Origin of the sequence: Fulvivirga imtechensis AK7 (assembly GCF_000331535.1) — a bacterium.
GTDB lineage: Bacteria > Bacteroidota > Bacteroidia > Cytophagales > Cyclobacteriaceae > Fulvivirga > Fulvivirga imtechensis.
Genome location: NZ_AMZN01000039.1, coordinates 44545 through 63815, shown reverse-complemented (window position 1 = coordinate 63815; position 19271 = coordinate 44545). Strand labels below are relative to the sequence as shown.

Sequence of the window (19271 nt, the reverse complement as noted above, 5' to 3'; positions counted from 1 at the left end):
TGGAGAGAAAGCCAGTGTCGACACTAAATCGCAGTTGTAACAGAATCTTTGCTGTGATTTATTCCAGTAACCTTTAGCGGCTAATACCATAAACAATGCAAAGTTCGTCACCATTTCTGCAGCGCATTACTGAGCTTATTGAGGAAAATATCGCCAACGAACAGTTTGGCGTTTCCGAGCTGGCTGACGCCATGAATATGAGCCGGTCTAACCTGCTGCGCAAGGTTCAAAAAGAAACGAGCGCCTCCGTCAGCCAATTCATCCGTCAGGTGAGGCTTAACAGGGCTATGGAAATGCTGAAAACCGATGTTTTTACAGTTTCCGAGATATCCTATAAGGTGGGCTTCAGCAGTACGTCCTATTTTATTAAATGCTTTCGGGAACAATACGGCTATACCCCGGGGGAGGCCAGCCAGCAAGACGTTAACTGTGCTGCTGCAGAAAACTCTACCATAGCTCAGCCTAAGCATAACAGCAGGTACAGGTGGATAGCCATAAGTGCAGGCATAATATTGCTTGCTCTGGCGGCAATATTCTTTTTTAACAATGCGAAACACAGTCCATATCGGCCTGATAAGTCAATTGCTGTACTGCCATTTGTTAATAATAGCAGTGACTCCATCAATGTGTATATTATCAATGGAGTGATGGAATCTGTGCTTGGGCACCTTCAGAAGATTGAAGACCTGAGGGTAGTAAGTCGCACATCTGTGGAGAAATATCGGAGTACTACCAAAAGCATTCCGGAAATCACCGAAGAATTGAATGTCGGCTATATTGTAGAAGGTAGTGGGCAGAAGGTTGGTGATGAGATCCGCCTGAATATTCAGTTGATTGATGCTGCAGGCGACCGGCATTTATGGGCGGAAGAATATCACCGCAATCTGGGAGACATTTTTGATCTGCAGGTCGAAGTAGCTAAAAGTATCGCGCAAAGGATTGAGGTCATCATCACCCCGGAGGAAGAAGAGCGGATACGAAAAGTACCAACCAATGATATGGTAGCATATGATTATTTCCTTAAAGGTATAAATGAGCTGAATAAAGACACAAAAGAGGGTATGTTTGAGGCCATAAAATGGTTGGAAAAAGCTGTCGGACAGGATAAAAACTTTGCTTTGGCTTATGCAACTATTGCTATAGCCTATTACTATCTCGATGCTTTTCAGATCCAAAAAAAGTACCTGTCACAGTTGAACTACTACGCTGACCAGGCGCTGCTGATCGATACTCACCTCGGTGAGGCATTGATAGCCAAGTCATTTTACTATTTAAATATTCGCGATTATGAGCGGGCGCTTCCTTACCTGGAGAAAGCATTAGAATACAATCCCAATTCTGCCCTGGTGTTCAATCATCTTTCTAATTACTACGCTATGTACGTTCCCAATACGGCCAGATACCTGGAATATGCACTTAAAGGAGTACAATTGGATATCAACTCACAAGATTCTTTAACCGCAAGTTATACCTATCTTCATATTAGCAATGCGCTAATTCAGGCGGGTTTTATCAACGAAGCAGAACACTATATTAACAAATCACTCATTTATAATCCTAAGAACATCTTTTCCGACTATGTGAAAGCATATATCCTTTACGCCAGGGACAATGATATTGCCAGATTGAAAAAGCGCTTACTGAATACGTTGGCCAGGGATACTACAAGGTTGGATGTACTACAGGAAGTGGCCAAGGTCTGCTATTACAATCAGGATTATGAGTTGGCTTACGAGTACTATAGTAAGTTTCTTGCCGTCAAAGATTCGCTGAAGCTGGACATATACCCTGCAGAGTACGCCAAAATAGCTGTGGTTCATGACAAGTTGGGCATGCATAAAAAAGCCGATAATTATCTGCAGCTATTCAAAGATTTTGTAGATAATGATAAATCTATCTACAAGCATATCAGTCTGGCCAGCTACTATTCTTACAAAGGAGATATGGACAGGGCCCTGGAAGAATTTAAACGCTTTGTAAAGGAAGATGACTACTTCTACTGGGTGCTGTTGTTTCAGGATGATCCAATGATTGAAAATATGAATGGTCATCCGGAGTTCGATCGGTTGTGCGCTCTGTTGAAAGAAAAATTCTGGGAAAGACACGAACGGATCAAACAAGTGCTTAGAGAGAAGAGGCTTTTGCTGCCGGGTGAAGCCGGATAGTGCAGACAGCCTGTTTTGAAGGGCGAAGCGCTGGACGCTGAGTGCAGAGCGATTGATGCTTTTTTTTCAATAAAGCTTGACGTTAAGGCATTGTAAGTATTGTCAAAATGTGATCTCAAAATTTTGGCTCAGGATCATTTGGCATTAACAACTGCCGGTATACCCATATCATAAGCCAGGATCCAGTAGTCCTTATCATTGTACTGGAAGTTTCCAATCACTCTCCAGCCCAGCTTGTCGACATGAGCTTTGAGTGAGCGTACGTTTACCTTATTAATAAAGGTGGCAGTGAGGGGATATCGCTTAGCCATGTGCTGTCTCATGAATTCAAACAAGGACAGAAGTAACCCTGAGCCCCGGTACGAGACATCTATGCAGATCGGACCATACTGGAAGCTACTCTCTATACTGACAGTGCTTCCCTTAAATGTTAAGCCTGGGAAGAGAGATGTCATATAAGGGAAGATAGGCCATTGACTATAGAATTCCCAACTCCCTGCAAAGATGTAAGCCACTACCTTCCCTTCATCAACAGCTATAAATAGCGCCTGATCTGATATGACGGCTTCTACCTGTTGCGGGGTAAATGGTGTGGTAACAAAACCATTCTTCCGTTCGCTTTCGGCGAGGCTATCATAAAGATAAAGTTGCTGGAGTGCCAGAACACCTTCTATATCGGCAATATTTGCAATTCTTATTTCCATATATATAAGGAGTAAATAGCTGAAAGTACCTTTGCTCAGGAATGATAACAGATGTTGTGGCTCTGATTATACACTTCAGTCCTTCCGGCTTCCAGCTACTTCAGTACCGAAGACTTCCTCACCACCAACTCAGTTTTCAGGATCTTGGTCTCCGGCTCAATCACCTGATCCTTCTTAGCTTCTATCTCTCTGATCAGAAGGTGGGCCGCTTCCTGTCCCATTTCAAAGCCTGGCTGAGATACTGTGGTAATGGTCGGTTCCGTTAGAGCGGTAAATCTCCAATTACTAAAACCTACAATACCAATATCACCAGGTATTTTCAGTCCATATTCCTTTATAGTGATCATAGCTCCAAGCGCAGCGATGTCTGTATTTGCAAAGATCGCATCAGGCCGGTTTTTCATAGCCATCAGTTCTTTGGTAAGTTCTTTGGCTAAGGTTTCATCATTGGAGGCATTTTCCTGTAGTATAAGATTTTCATCAATAGGCAGGCCATGATCTTCCAACGCCTTTTTATATCCCTCCAGTCGCTGCCGAAACATCGTAAGGCTGTATGGGCCTGCCAGGTGTGCTATTCTTTTATACCCTTGCTCGATCAGGTGTTTGGTGGCCTGATAGCTTCCGTCAAAGTCATCAACAACTACCTTGCTGCAATTGATGGAATCGCACACCCTGTCATAGAATACCATGGGTATACCACGGGTATGAAGCGATTCAAGATGCTTGTAGTCTGTCGTCTCTCTCGACATAGACACCAGAATACCGTCCACCCTGTTATTAAATAAGGCCTGAGTATCCATCACCTCCCTTTCATACGATTCATTACTCTGGGCTACAATTACACTATAGCCGGCCGCATAGGCCACATCTTCTATACCACTGATCACAGTAGAGAAAAAGAAATGCTCTATCTGGGGGATCACCACACCTATTGTATTTGTTTTACTGCTCCTCAGGCTCAAAGCGATGCTGTTGGGCTGATAGTTCAGCTTTTCAGCTAGTTCTCTTACCTGTTTCTTCGTTTTTGGGCTAATATCAGGATGGTCTTTAAGCGCCCTCGACACGGTGGACGGTGAAATGTCCAACTCTCGTGCAATATCCTTAATGGTGATCTGATTACTCTTCATGTGTATATATTGACTTTCAAACGTCACAACCAGTTCCGGAGCCTCCCAATGTTATTGAGTTAAAAAGAATATCTTCTAAAAAGCGTAGTCATCTCGCCTGAGCCGCCTCAGGAACCCTAGGGGATAAATCAATGCATTCTCAAAGCCGTTACTTTATGCATGGATCCTCCAAAGTTGGGTGACACCTTAATTTAATAACATTCCGGAGCCTCCGGAGAGTAGTCTTATTTAGAACCTTATCCGTACCTGACCACCACAATGTGATGACAGGTTGATGTAAGTTGCTTCTGACTATTCCATAAATTGTTCAATGCTAATACTTTTGGAACAAACTTCCAAGCCCTAGCAAAATCATGGTACCGATAACATAAGTCGTCTGCCTTATTTTTATCAAAAATGTTCTGATACCAATTGATCCTTAAAGTTATACATTTTTTGCAAACGTTTGCGATTACGTTTTCGTTAAAAAACGCTTTTTTTTCTTAGGAACTATGAGTATTTTATCACTATTATTGGTAGACGAGTTAAGACATAAATTAATTTTTACGCTTAAAAACTAACCCCTTATGAAGAAGTATTTACTATTATTTGCGGTCATGCTGGCCAGCTTCGGTGGCTTGCTGGCACAACGCACAATCACAGGAAAAGTCACCGACTCCAGCGATGGCTCGGCTTTGCCTGGTGTTAACATTTTGGTGCGAGGCACTAACACCGGTACAGTCACGGATATCAATGGAAGCTACTCTATTAGTGTGAGTGGAGATAATCCGGTATTGATATTTTCCTTTATTGGCTATGCACAGGAAGAAGTGCAGGTCGGACAACGAAGTGTAATTGACGTTGCTCTTGAAACGGATATTACTCAACTATCCGAGGTTGTTGTTATTGGTTATGGTCAGACCACTGTAAAAGATGCTACCGGAGCCGTGGCAGCAGTGACTTCTGAGGATTTTAACGGAGGGATAATTTCTTCTCCCGAACAACTGATTCAAGGTAAGACTTCAGGAGTTCAAATAACTACTACCAGCGGATCCCCTGGTTCAGGTGTACAGTTAAGAATTCGAGGTACAAGCTCGATACGTTCTAATAATAATCCACTTTTTGTTGTGGACGGTGTTCCTTTAAGTGGTGGCACCCAACCATCTTCCGCGGATGTAGGTTTTGGAACTCAGCAAGATACTAACCCTTTGAACTTTATAAATCCAAGTGATATTGAAAGTATTAGCATTCTGAAAGATGCTTCTGCAACTTCCATTTATGGTTCGAGAGGTGCTAATGGTGTGGTTATAATAACCACTAAGAGTGGTAAAGGAAATAGAGGTACTTTTGATTTTGGTTCGAGTGTAAGTATTGCTAAACCCGCTAATGAATATGATCTATTAGGTAGAGAACAGTTTTTAGCAGGGGTGGAGCAATTTGGTGGTGATCCTGTTGTTCAGGATCATGGTTCCGATACAGACTGGCAAGATTATATCACCAGAACATCGGTATCGCACAAACAAAATTTATCTTATGCTAAAGGTTTTCAAACAGCGTCTGTACGTGCTTCATTAGGTTATGAAGATCAGCAAGGTGTTATGGAGAACTCTTTTATGAAGAGATTGACTGGAAGAATTAATGCTTCTAAGTCATTATTTAATGATAAACTGAATATAGATTTATCAACTACATATTCCAATGTTAAAAGAGAGGATCCTCCTATCAGTGGTAACGCCGGTTTTGCAGGAGACATATTGGGAGCAGCATATTCCGCCAATCCAACTTGGCCAACAGACCCTGATTATAATACTGGAGGTCAAAGAAGCCCAGCTAATATGTTGGAGTATTATAGAAGCACTGGGACAACAAATAGGTTTTTAACTAATCTTTCCGCTGACTACAAATTAACTGATGCATTAACAGCTAAGGCAACTTATGGTATTGACTATTCAAAGGGAGAACGATATACTTTGATTTCAGGCAATGCGCGAAATGCAGGAGATGGGGTTCAGGATTTCGGTCAGGGACAATTGAATGAAAATCGTACGATTAGCAATCTTCTTGAGATGACTCTAAATTACACTAAGCAGGTTGGAATGGTTAAGGTTGAAGTAGTGGGGGGCTATTCTGTTCAGAGCTTTAGAAATGATTATTTCTGGGCATCCGCTAGAGGATTCACAGATTATACTAGTTTTAGCGCTATGGAAAATGAACTGCGTGATTCTTATGAAGCGGCCGACGATGCTGCTTCGGCACTTTACGAGGACTACAACAACTGGGGTGTTACTAATGATTTGAGAGATGCTGCCCAAACAACAGGTGGTTTTGTAAGCGGTATTAACCTTGGTGAGGGAACCCTTCAGCAAAGTTATTTTAATAGACCTGCGGGTGTAACTGTTGATGCTATAGCTGCAAATTTTTATGATCAAACAGACTATATTCAATCTTATTTCGGAAGAGGTAATTTTTCAATATCTGACAAATATTTAATCACCGCTACCTTACGAATTGATGGGTCATCAAAGTTTGGTAAAGATAATCGATATGGAATATTCCCTTCTGGTGCAGTTGCCTGGAAACTTCATGAAGAAAACTTCATGCCTGATTTTTTCAATACCTTTAAACTTAGAGTGGGGTATGGTATAGTAGGTAACCAGGATGGTCTTGGATATGGCGAATTTATCAGAAGAGAAAGATATGCAGATGTAAGTGTTGGTTCAGCACGTCAAATAGGTTTGCCTGGCACAACTACTCAAGGTTCTGTCAATCCAGAATTAAAATGGGAGACTACTTCTCAGACGAGTATCGGAATTGACTTTGGAATTTTAGATGAAAAAGTTAGTGGTAGCTTGGATTATTATGTAAAGAATACTACGGATTTGCTACTTAGACGTAATGCTGCCCAACCAGCGGTTGCCACGCAAATATTTGATAACCTAGATGCAACTGTTCAAAACAAGGGCTGGGAATTAGGCCTTACGTATCTTGCTGTTGATAGATCAGAAGCCTCTTTCAGCATCAGTGGAAATGTTTCTCACAACAAAAATGAAGTTCAGGATTTTGCAGGAGTTTTAGATGCAGGTACTATATATGGTCAGGGATTGACTGGTGCGTATGCTCAGAGATTAGCCGGGGGATACCCCTTATTTTCCTATCACTTAAGAGAGTTTGAAGGATTTGATGATAACGGCCAACCTATTGGCGATAATCAAACATTTGTAGGGAAATCTGCTTTACCAACCTGGAATGTTGGATTTTCTTTAAATGCTCGTTATGAAGCATTTGACTTAGCCATGTATTTTTCAGGTCAATATGGTCATTATATTTACAATAATACAAAAAATGCATTCTTTACAGCTGGTTCAATAAATAATGCCCGGAACGTAACTCCCGATGTATTGACAAGTGGAGAGTCAGGAACAGCTGAAGCTGCAGTTTCAACCAGATTTCTGGAAAAGGGAGACTTTTTAAGAATGCAAAATTTTAATTTGGGTTACAACGTCCCTATGAAAGAGGCTGGTTTTATCAAAAATTTGAGATTATATTTTAATGCTCAAAACCTGTTTGTAATTACTGATTACACTGGATTGGATCCGGAAGTAAGCACAAGTCCTGCTGATGATGGTCTGTTGAACGGGCTTCCGACCGCTGGTATTGATTATGCGGCATATCCCCGACCAAGGACGTTTACAATAGGATTAAATGCATCTTTTTGATATAACTATTTAAAATAGATAAACATGACTAATAATATAACAATCAAAAACAGACTTTTGATATCAGCAGTGCTACTTAGCTTCCTGTTATCTTCATGTAGTCTGGACATTGATGAGACAGATTCATTGATAACTGAAGGTGGCTCTTCAGTTTTTAACGGGGTTGAGAATCCCGCTGGGTCTGTTGATAACCTGTACAACAACATTTCAGGTCAGATAGCATCTCAAGAAGAAATGTATGCTTTAAGTGAGGTAACATCAGATATATTGCTTGTACCTACTAGAGGTACTGACTGGGGAGATAATGGGGTTTGGAGAACTTTACATGCACACACGTGGGGACCAACGCACCGAGATATTGTAAATGTTTGGAATAATAAGAATGGCGCGGTTTTAAGAGCTACAGAAGTCATTGACCCTTTGAGTAAAGCCACAGTGGAGCAGGTTGCTCATGCTAAATTTGTTAGGGCATATAATATGTGGATAATTATGGATTATTATGGTCAGGTTCCATTTAGGAATCCTACTGATGGTCCCGATGTTATCCCTACAGTTTACAATCGTTCAGAGGCTTATGATTTAATTGTACAGGACTTAAATGATGCAATTGCTGGTTTGCCTGCCAGCAACCCAACGTCCGACAATAAAACCAGGGCTGTAAAGGCAACCGCCAGATTTTTACTTGCTAAAGTAAAGTTGAACGCTGAAGTATATCTTGGCTCGTACGGAGCTAATGATTTACAAGATGTCATTGACCTGGTTGACCAAATTGAAGCCGATGGATATTCTTTGGTAGGAGGTTCGTACTTTGATCTTTTTGTTGGGCCAACATTCACCAATTCGGACGTTATATGGAATGTAACTGCGGATGTAGGCACTAAGATGTGGAGTGCTTTACATTACAATCAGGCGCACCCGGAAAATGGAGGTGGTGGATGGAATGGATTCACTACTCTAGCTGAGTTTTATGATAAATTCGAGGGACCCACTAATGACAATTCCATCGGTTCAGGTCAGGAAGAAAGACGCGGGTACACCCACACATTAGCTTCAACTAATGCTGATAACCAAGGTTTTGGATATGGTTTCCAACTAGGTCAAATGTATGGCTGGAGAGATGGTGCGGCAGTACCATTAGAAACCCGAACAGGCGCTCCACTTGCGTTTACTAAAGAACTACCAGGTCTTGTGGGTAATAATGAAGTAACGGGAATGAGATTACTGAAATATTCGCCAGCTAATGGAGCCTTTACTTCGGGAACTGTTTTAGCAAGATTCGCTGATGCGCATTTAATGAGAGCTGAGGCCATGCTAAGATTGGGAAATACTGGTGGTGCACTTGCAGAGGTTAATGAACTTAGGGCCTTAAGAGAGAATACTCCACCACTGTCTTCATTGGATGAGCAAGGCTTACTTGACGAGAGAGGAAGAGAACTTTATCAGGAATATGTTAGAAGAAATGATATGATCCGTTTTGGGGTATTTGATGATGCATGGGAATTTAAAGAGGCTGGTGATGGACATACCAATCTATTCCCTATTCCTGCAAGCGCATTACTCTCTAATCCAAATTTGGTGCAAAACGAAGGTTATTAACCTGTTTATTTTTGAAACTTTAAATTTATATAAAAGGAGGGCGCTAGCCCTCTTTTTTATAGTATTTTGGGACAACAATATTTTTTTATGCATAATAAACGCAATCCGTAACTGATAATTATGAAATTAGTATGGAATATGAATTTTAGTCATTTAATTCATTTTTTGACTCATCAGCTATCTTTAAAATGACAAGAAAGAGTATTTAATGAGAATTAATGTAATATGGCAAAACTGTTAGCAGTATGAAGAGATTGATATTAAGAAACGGACTGAAATATGTCTTGATATTCTTTGGTTTATTTGGTTGTTCTGAAAATCTTAGAGAATCAATCAAACAGAAGGGAGATGGTTTATTTGTCAAGTTATCTGCAGACCAAACAGGTATTTCATTTGTCAATGGAATTGAAAATCAACGGAATTTCAACATTTTCAAGTATAGAAATTTTTACAATGGTGGAGGGGTGGCCATAGGAGATATAAATAATGACGGGTTGCCCGATATATACTTTACTGCTAATATGAAAAAGAATCGTCTTTATCTTAATAAAGGTGATTTCAAATTTGAAGATATAACAGATTCAGCAGGCGTTGGTGGTAATAAGCCCTGGAGCACCGGTGTGGTAATGGTGGATATAAACGGAGATGGTCTTTTAGATATCTACGTCAGCAATGCTGGAAATATGGAGGGAAATAATCATGATAATGATCTTTATATCAATAATGGGGATTTAACATTCACTGAAAAAGCCAGTGAGTATAATCTGGCGAAAAGTGGATTTTCTACACATGCTGCATTTTTTGATTATGACAAGGACGGCGATTTGGATGCTTATTTATTAAATAATAGTAATATTCCAGTAAGCAGCCTGGGCTACGCTTCTGACAGAGAAAAAAGGGCCAGTGAATGGGAAGATGTACCTGAAATTTTCAGAGGGGTTGGTGATGTTCTACTACGAAACGATAACGGTAAATTTGTTGATGTTAGTGAAGAAGCTGGTATTTATGGCAGTTTGATAGGTTTTGGTTTAGGTGTGTTTGTATGCGACATAAATAATGATACATATCCGGATATATATGTTTCCAATGATTTTTATGAAAGGGACTATTTATATATAAATCAGAAGGATGGAACCTTTTCAGAAGAAATAAAGAACTGGACTTCGCACTTATGTTTGTCAGCAATGGGTGTAGATATGGCAGACATTAACAATGACGGATTGAACGATATATTCGTTACTGATATGATGCCGGAGAAAGACCAAAGGATCAAAAGTGTAATGGAATTTGAAAGCTATGATGTTTTCAAGCTGAAGCAAGGGAGAGATTTTTACCAGCAGTATATTCAAAATACCTTGCAGCTAAATAATGGGAATAATACGTTTTCAGAAGTTGCCTATTACAGTGGCGTTGCCAAAACAGACTGGAGTTGGGCCGGTTTGATGTTTGATATGGATAATGATGGGTACAAAGATATTTATGTCACTAATGGAATTATTCATGATTTAACTGATATTGACTTTGTTGATTTTTTTGCCAATGAGGTAATCCAAAACACGGTATTAACTGGGGAGAAGAAAGAAATAAGCTCCATAATTGACAAGATGCCATCGGTACCGCTTCCTAACTACGCGTACAAAAATAACCAAGACCTTACATTTAAAAATGCTACCAATGAGTGGGGCTTGGAAATCCCGAGTTTTTCTAATGGGTGTGCTTATGGAGACCTGGATGGAGACGGTGATCTAGATCTGGTGGTGAATAATGTAAACATGGAAGCTTTTATTTTTGAAAACAGAAGTAGCCAATTAACAGATAACAACTTTTTACAAATTCAATTAAAAGGCATGGGGGGTAATACCTTTGCCATAGGAACTGCTGTTAAATTATTTGTAGGAGGCTTCACTATATTACAAGAGCAGATGCCATCCCGTGGATTTCAATCATCAATGGATTACCTAATGACTATTGGATTAGGTGCCCATGAGACTGTAGACTCTATCTCAGTACTATGGCCTGATAATAAGATTACAACGTTAAAAAATATAAAGGCAAATCAAAAGATATTACTTAACCAAAGTGAAGCAACAGAGTATAAGCCACGCGTGAAAAAGAAACAAAAGGGGCAATTTTTGACAGAAGTCGATCAGCCTTTAATGGAATCTCATAAAGAAGATGCGTTTGATGATTTTGATCAGGAGGGCCTTATTTATAAACAGGTGTCAAAGGAGGGACCTGCACTGGCTGTTGGAGATATTGATAATGATGGAAATGAAGATGTTTTTGTCGGTGGGGCAAAAGGCCAGCCAGGCAGTATTTATAAACATACTGAAAACGGGAAATTGAGGCTTTTGAAAAGCCGGTGCTTCCTAGATGATGCGGGGTTTGAAGATACAGCAGCAGCATTTTTTGATGTAGATGGCGATGGAGATTTGGATTTGGTAGTAGGGTCCGGGGGAAACTCCAGTGCTGATAAAGATAATTATCAAACTCGTCTGTATCTGAACAATGGCAAAGGAGAATTTACAAGATCTCAGAGCAATTTACCTTTTGCCAAAACAAATATTTCCGTAATAGCACCTAATGATTTTGATTCAGACGGGGATATTGACTTATTTATTGGTTCAAGAAGTGTCCCGGGTATTTATGGAATTGATCCTCAACATTTATTCTTAATAAACAATGGCGATGGTACTTTCACCGATGGTACTGAGAGGTATGCCTATGATCTAAAAGGTGCCGGAATGGTCACTGATGCAAAATGGGTGGACATTGATAATGATAACAAGGATGACCTGGTTATTATATCGGAGTGGGGCGCTCCGCTAATTATGAAGAACTCAGGCAGAAGGCTAAGTAAATTGGATAGCAACCTGGATTCACTAAATGGGTTTTGGGGAGGCCTCGAGACTTCTGATTTGGATGGTGATGGCGATGTGGATTTGATTTTGGGTAATATTGGATCGAATGTTCCTTATTTGGCAACACAGGAGAATCCGATGAAGTTGTGGATCAATGATTTTGATGGAAACGGCACAATTGAACAAATAACAACTTCTTATTTCACTAATGGGGATTATCCGATTCATATGAGGAAGGAGTTGACAGCTCAATTACCAGGCTTGAAAAAGCAAAATTTAAAGGCATCGGATTATGCAAAAAGAACTATACAGGAACTCTTTCAACCTGATGTAATCGACAATTCTGTAGTAAAAACCGCTAATATCTCTGAATCAGTTATTGCAGTTAATAAAGGAAATGGGAAATTTTCGATCATTAAGTTGCCCCCTAAAGTACAGTGGTCAAATGTTTCTGCAATAGCTTGTACCGACATCAACAGTGATGGAAACATGGATCTTATCATGGGTGGCAATAAATTTGAAATGAAACCTCAATTTTCACGTCAGGATGCGAGTTATGGCCATGTTTTAATTGGTAATGGAAAACTTGACTTTACGTGGAAAAATTATTCTGAAAGTGGCTTTTTTATTCGGGATGAAATAAGGCACTTAAAGTCTTTTTTTGACAAAAATGGAAGCAGATATATAATCGCTGCCATTAATAATGGCATACCAATAATTTTCACTTCGAATAGACAAGAATAATACGATTTTATGAAAAGGGCTATTGAGAGTTTTGTGATATTGACTTTGTTTTTTGTGGGCTGCAAAGACCAGGATCAACTATTTATAAAACTAGACAATGAGAGATCAGGAATTGATTTTAAAAACAAATTAACCCAATCTGAAGATTTTAATATCATTGATTATCTATACTTTTATAATGGTGGCGGTGTCGCCATCGGAGATATTAACGGAGATGGGTTACCCGATTTATTCTTTTCAGGAAACCAGGTAAAGAATAAGTTATATTTAAACAAAGGGAATCTTCAATTTGAAGACATTACGGAGCAGGCCGGTGTTTCAGGTAATAGTTCGTGGAATACTGGCAGTGTTATGGCTGATGTAAACGGAGACGGTTTATTAGACATTTATGTATGTGCCGTGGTAGGATTGAAGAATTTAGGAGGTCATAATGAGCTGTTCATTAATAATGGCGATAATACTTTTACTGAACGTTCTAAAGAGTTTGGCCTGGATTTCGATTCCTTTTCCTCATCTGCAGTTTTTTTAGATTATGATTTAGATGGCGATTTAGATATCTATTTGCTTAATCATGCTGTGCATACACCTGAATCTTTCGGTCATGCCAAACAAAGAAATGTCAGGAAATATGAAACCGGGGATAAGCTATTAAGAAATGACGGCAATAAGTTCGTAGATGTAAGCGAAGAGGCCGGTATTTATGGTGGAATTAATGGGTATGGGTTGGGAATAGCCGTTGCTGATTTTAACCTTGATGGATATCCTGATATCTATGTCGGAAATGATTTCCATGAGGACGATTACTATTATATTAATAATGGTGATGGCACGTTTCGGGAGCAATTAAGAGAATCATTCACATATTCCAGTCGATTTTCGATGGGCAACGATGTAGCTGACATTAACCATGATGGGTTCCCGGACCTGATAAGTTTGGATATGTTGCCTGAAGATGAAGTTATTTTAAAGCGATCGGAGAGTGACGAAGGTATCCATACACTTAATATGAAGGTGAATCAATTTGGCTACTATTACCAGTTTGAAAGAAATATGTTGCAAATTAATCAAGGTAATGGTCGGTTTATTGAAACCGGATTAATGAGCAATGTAGCAGCAACAGATTGGAGTTGGAGCGCCTTATTTGCTGATTATGATCAAGATGGGCATCAGGATGTTTTTATTTCTAATGGAATACCCCGTAGACCAAATGACTTGGATTATATCAAATATGTGTCCAGTGAACAAGTCGTGGATATTATTGGTGCTACCAAAATTGTAGATGAAAAGGCAATGTCACTTATGCCTTCAGGCAAAATTCAGAACTATATTTATAAAGGTTCGGGCGATTTTTTATTCCATAATATGTCAGATCAATGGCTACCGGCAGAAAATACCTGCTCTACCGCAACGGGACTGGCGGATTTGGACAATGATGGTGATTTAGACATTATAGTTAGCAATGTGGATCAACCGGTTAGTATTTATATTAATCAAACAAATGAGAAGTTCAACTATCTCAAAATTAAACTTGACTATCTTAACCCGAATAAATATGGAATAGGCACAAAGCTCTATGTGTATAGCGAAGGCCTTATGCAGTACAAAGAGATGTATACGGTGCGTGGTTTTCAGTCCTCTTCAGAACCTGTTATTCACTTTGGTTTTGGAAAAAGGGCGAAGATCGACTCATTAGTAGTGATCTGGCCGAATTCTGAAGTTCAGAAATATTATGATGTCTCTGTTAACCAAACTCTTGAAATAGAAAAAAAAGATAATTTGGCTAAATTTTCATATGAAAATTTAAAGAAGCAAGCTCCGCTGTTCTTGCCTATTGATCCTGGTCAATTTGGATTGGACTATACTCATACCGAGGATAATTATACGGACTTTGATAGAACGAAATTACTGCCTTATCAGCAATCTGACAGAGGCCCCGCTACAGCCATCGGAGATATTAACAACGATGGGTTAATGGATATTTTCTTTGGTGGATCAAAGAGAATTGCAAGTGAGATTTTTATCCAAAACGATTCTGGTTTTGAATCCGCGCATTTCCCAATTATAAGAGCGGATTCCATAAAAGAAGATATTGAGGCTGTTATGGATGATTTTAACAATGATGGCAAAACTGATTTAATAATAGCAAGTGGCGGAGCAGATTTCTACAATGACTCACCGCCATTGCTGGATACCTACTATGTATCTTCAGAAAGTGATCAGTTGATCCGAAAAGATATTCCTGATTATTTTGAGAATGCCTCATGTATTAGGGTAAGTGATTTTGACGGAGACGGTGATAAGGATGTTTTTATAGGCAATCAATCCGTATCAAATGATTTTGGAAGTATGCCAAAATCATATTTATTACTCAATAATGGAGGTACATTCACATCCATCCAGCAGGATTTATTTCATAATATTGGAATGGTCACGGATGCCGTTTGGACAGATTTCAATAATGATGGTGCGGTGGATTTAATTGTTGTTGGAGAATGGATGAGTCCGATATTTCTAAAAAATGATAATGGTACCTTTGTTAAAGAAGAAAGGCTGTCAGCTCCATTAAATGGGCTATGGCAGTCTATTACGGCTTTTGATATTGATAAAGATGGAGATCAGGATTATATTATTGGTAATTGGGGACTTAATTCAAAGTTTCGGGCTACAGAGAAGTACCCTATGAAGATGTATTACAATGATTTTGACAATAATGGAAAATCAGAAACGGTGATTGCTATAGAAAAGAATGGAAATTATTATCCTTTAGATTCTTATGATGTTTTGGCTGGTCAAATCATTAGCCTGCATAAAAAATTTACATCCTATAAAGATTTTGCAGGTAAAACTATAGATGAAATATTTACTAAAGACCAGTTGAAAAATTCTAAACTCTATAGTATCCAAACACTTGCATCAGGTTACTTAAGTAATGAAAATGGAAAATTTGAATTTGTGGCATTTGATAATCATCTTCAGGTGGCACCTATTATTTGCCAATTAAAGTATGACTTTGATGCTAATGGAGAAGATGAAGTTTTGCTGGGAGGTAATTACTTTGGAATGAAACCTTTACATGGAAGATATGGATCATTTGAAGGAGCCTTGATTAAAAGTGATGAGGATATTATACTAGGAGTTGATCTTGGCCTAAACTTATATAATAGATCAATTCGACATTTTAATATTATCCCTTTTAATAAAGAAAATTATCTTTTAGTTACTATTAATAATGGGGGGGTCCAACTCTATAAATTGCATAACTAGAATGCAGAAAATTTTAATGCCAGCATTGGTAGTGGGAATTTTAGCGTTGGGATTATATATTTTTATAATCCCATATCAATTCGTTATTAAATTTAAAGCTAAAACAACTCCTGGCGATATCATTCAAACTATTCGACTATGGGATCGAAAGTATATGAATTATACAGTTGTTAAGATTGATTCAGTAAACAAATTGTATCAAAGAATCAAGTTGGATAAGAGTGATTACTTTTTCACATGGAGGTTTGAGTTAGATAGCGATTCAATTACTCATGTTCGGGTAGAAGTTTCTGAGCCATCAAATTCTATAAAAAACAAGTTACTAGTTCCCTTCACAAAAACAAAAATGGAAGAGGATTCAGAAATACTTGTAAAAGAATTTTATGATGTACTTAACTCTCATTTAGAAATTACAAAAGTTACGATCGAGGGGGAGAATGAGAATATTAATTCTTTTTGTGCCTGTCGAAATTTAAAAACGGCTCAAATTGATAAGGCTCAGGGAATGATGAAGGATTATGATGTATTGACTTCATTTGTTTCTGAGTTTGATCTTACGCTAGATGGACCCCCAATTGTAAGAGTAGAAAAATGGAATCATGAAAAAGGAACATTGGAGTTTGATTTTTGCTTTCCGATAGTACAAACAGACTCCCTTCCCAAAGTCAAAGAAATTGACTATAAACTCATTAAAAAAACTAAAGCACTAAAGGCCATATATTATGGGAATTATATTACATCAGATAGAGCGTGGTATGCATTGGTTAACTTTGCCAATAGGAATAACTATAAAGTTGATGGTTTGCCGATTGAATACTTTCACAGTAATCCAACGTTAGGAGCGAACCAACAGGATTGGAAAGCAGAGGTATATTTGCCAATTGAGTGATATGATAGTTGCTATTTTATATAACATGAATAATTGTATTAAAACAGAAAAAGACTCATGAAGATTAGCGTAATTGGTTTTGTAATATTCTTCCCTATCGTTGTTTATGCCCAGGACTTCAATAGGTCCCCCTGGCATATCGTAGCTGACGATATCAATCCCAATAATTATTATGGCGTGACAGTAGCCAATGGCATGGTAGGGATAGTGTCATCTCCGGAGCCTATGAAAGTGACAGACGTGGTACTCAATGGCGTGTATGATTATTATCAGCGAGGTAGGGTGTCCAACATCTTAAAAACATTCAATCATGTGAATATGAACCTGGATGTGGATGGAAGTAGGGTTTCACGAAAGAACATTACTAATTATAAGCAGGTGCTGGATATGAAGCAGGCTGCACTCACCACAACATTTGATGTTGGGGACAAAGCGAGTGTAGAACACACTATGATGTCTCTTAGACATTTGCCCTATACCGCCCTGACAATAATAAGAATAAAGGCGAAAAAGGCAGTACAAATCACTCCGATGAGCGTGATTGAAGCCCCCAATCATCTCGTAGATGTACGGAATTATTACAGTGAAATAGATCGTCCGCATGTGAAGATACCGTTGCTGACCTCGGTGGGCAATAGCCCTTCAGGAAAACATAAAGTGGCAGCAAGTAACAGCTTTATTTTCAGTGAGAAACATGGTGAAGAACCTGACTTGATCCACGAAGATTGGGATTACAATATGCACCTGGCTAAATTCCACAAAAAACTCAAAGCAGGCGAAACTTATGAATTTGCCGTGGTCTCATCGGCAGTTTCCAGTGAGCACTATGAAGACCCGCATAATGAGGCCGAACGGTTAACTATCTTCGCTATGTTAGAGGGTACCGACCGGCTACTGAAGCGCCACCACGCGGCATGGGGTGAATTATGGGATAGCGATATTGTAATTACCGGTGATCTGCAAGTGCAAAAGGATGTGCGATCTGCTTTATACCACCTGTACTCATTTGCAAGAAAAGGCACTGCATATAGTTTGTCGCCTATGGGTCTATCCGGGCTTGGGTACAACGGCCATGTTTTCTGGGACACGGAGCTGTGGATGTACCCTCCGATATTGATGTTACAGCCTGAAATCGCTAAATCTTTACTCGAGTATAGGTTCCAGAGACTGGAAGCAGCGAAACAGAATGCCTTTGCTCATGGCTACAGTGGCGCTATGTACCCGTGGGAGTCTTCTGATGATGGGTCAGAAGATACTCCGGTTTGGGCATTGACCGGTCCTTTTCAGCATCACATCAGTGGTGATGTAGGTTGGGCCTTTTGGAAATATTATCAGGTGACAAAAGATAAGGAATGGCTAAAATCAAGAGGATATCCCGTGCTTAAAGAGGTAGCTGATTTTTGGACTAGTCGCGTGGAAAGAAATGGTCCAGGGCGATACGATATTAATAACGTAATAGGGGCGAACGAATGGCAGGAGAATATTGATAATAATGCTTTTACTAACGGCATGGCCAAAGTTACGCTGCAATATGCTACGCAAGCGGCAAAAGAGTTGGGCCTGGAACCTGATGCTGATTGGATGCATGTAGCTGAAAATATTCCTATATTGAAGTTTCCTGACGGTACTACCAAGGAAAACGCCACCTATGACGGGGTGGATATCAAGCAGGCTGATGTTAACCTTTTGGCATTTCCTCTTGATGTAATTGCTGACGAAGAGCAGATAAGAAAGGATCTAAAGTATTATGAGCCAAGAATGGCCGCTGATGGTCCTGCGATGGGGCAATCGGTACTGGCTGCCCTCTACGCCCGATTAGGTGAACTGGATAAGTCATATGAACTGTTTCTGAAGAGCTACAGACCAAATGAGGTGCCACCATTTGGAGTAATATCAGAAACTGCAGGTGGAACAAACCCTTATTTTGCTACAGGGGCGGGAGGAATGCTTCAGGCAGTGCTTTCCGGATTTGGTGGACTTGAAATAACCGATGAAGGAATTGTTCAAAAAGAAAAGAGGATACCCAAGCAGTGGAAATCCCTGGAAATAAAAGGGTGGAAAAAATAAAAAACACACCCCACCAATAGTTCAAGTCTTTAGCGCAGCGATGACTTGGACTTACGATGCTCTAAGTCTTCAGACTTAGGTGAGTAAATATAGAACGTAAGTCTGAAGACTTACAAAATAATAGGCACAAGTGACGCTACCGCTTAACACTTGCGCCAG

At 39.5% G+C, this 19271-nt stretch carries 9 protein-coding genes; 7 read left to right on the top strand and 2 right to left on the bottom strand.

What is annotated here, in order from left to right; all coding sequences use genetic code 11:
• Positions 1-95 precede the first annotated feature (95 nt).
• Positions 96-2165 (top strand): helix-turn-helix domain-containing protein, encoded by a 2070-nt coding sequence (locus C900_RS11255; protein WP_009579985.1) that lies wholly within the window; start codon positions 96-98, stop codon positions 2163-2165.
• 134 nt (positions 2166-2299) lie between these two features.
• Here the strand turns inward: C900_RS11255 and C900_RS11250 are convergent, their stop codons facing one another.
• Entirely contained in the window at positions 2300-2869 is a 570-nt protein-coding gene (locus C900_RS11250) for a GNAT family N-acetyltransferase (RefSeq protein WP_009579984.1), read from the bottom strand.
• A 95-nt stretch (positions 2870-2964) separates the two neighbouring features.
• On the bottom strand, positions 2965-3996 hold the full coding sequence (locus C900_RS11245) for a LacI family DNA-binding transcriptional regulator (protein ID WP_009579983.1): 1032 nt from the start codon (positions 3994-3996) through the stop codon (positions 2965-2967).
• A 566-nt stretch (positions 3997-4562) separates the two neighbouring features.
• Between C900_RS11245 and C900_RS11240 the strand changes: the two genes are divergently transcribed.
• The 6 genes from C900_RS11240 (at position 4563) to C900_RS11215 (ending at position 19112) form a co-directional block, all read left to right on the top strand.
• Positions 4563-7691, top strand: coding sequence for a SusC/RagA family TonB-linked outer membrane protein (locus C900_RS11240; RefSeq protein ID WP_009579982.1), 3129 nt, complete (start codon positions 4563-4565; stop codon positions 7689-7691).
• Positions 7692-7715: 24 nt separating this feature from the next.
• Complete coding sequence (locus C900_RS11235) at positions 7716-9287, top strand: RagB/SusD family nutrient uptake outer membrane protein (RefSeq protein ID WP_009579981.1); 1572 nt, start codon at positions 7716-7718, stop codon at positions 9285-9287.
• Between the two features lie 245 nt (positions 9288-9532).
• Positions 9533-12892 (top strand): VCBS repeat-containing protein, encoded by a 3360-nt coding sequence (locus tag C900_RS11230; protein ID WP_009579980.1) that lies wholly within the window; start codon positions 9533-9535, stop codon positions 12890-12892.
• A gap of 9 nt (positions 12893-12901) precedes the next feature.
• On the top strand, positions 12902-16156 hold the full coding sequence (locus C900_RS11225; RefSeq protein WP_009579979.1) for a VCBS repeat-containing protein: 3255 nt from the start codon (positions 12902-12904) through the stop codon (positions 16154-16156).
• A 1-nt stretch (position 16157) separates the two neighbouring features.
• Positions 16158-17045 (top strand): GyrI-like domain-containing protein, encoded by an 888-nt coding sequence (locus C900_RS11220; protein ID WP_040496560.1) that lies wholly within the window; start codon positions 16158-16160, stop codon positions 17043-17045.
• A 57-nt stretch (positions 17046-17102) separates the two neighbouring features.
• The gene (locus C900_RS11215; RefSeq protein WP_009579977.1) at positions 17103-19112 is read left to right on the top strand and encodes a kojibiose hydrolase; all 2010 of its coding nucleotides are present in this window, start codon (positions 17103-17105) and stop codon (positions 19110-19112) included.
• Positions 19113-19271: the final 159 nt, after the last annotated feature.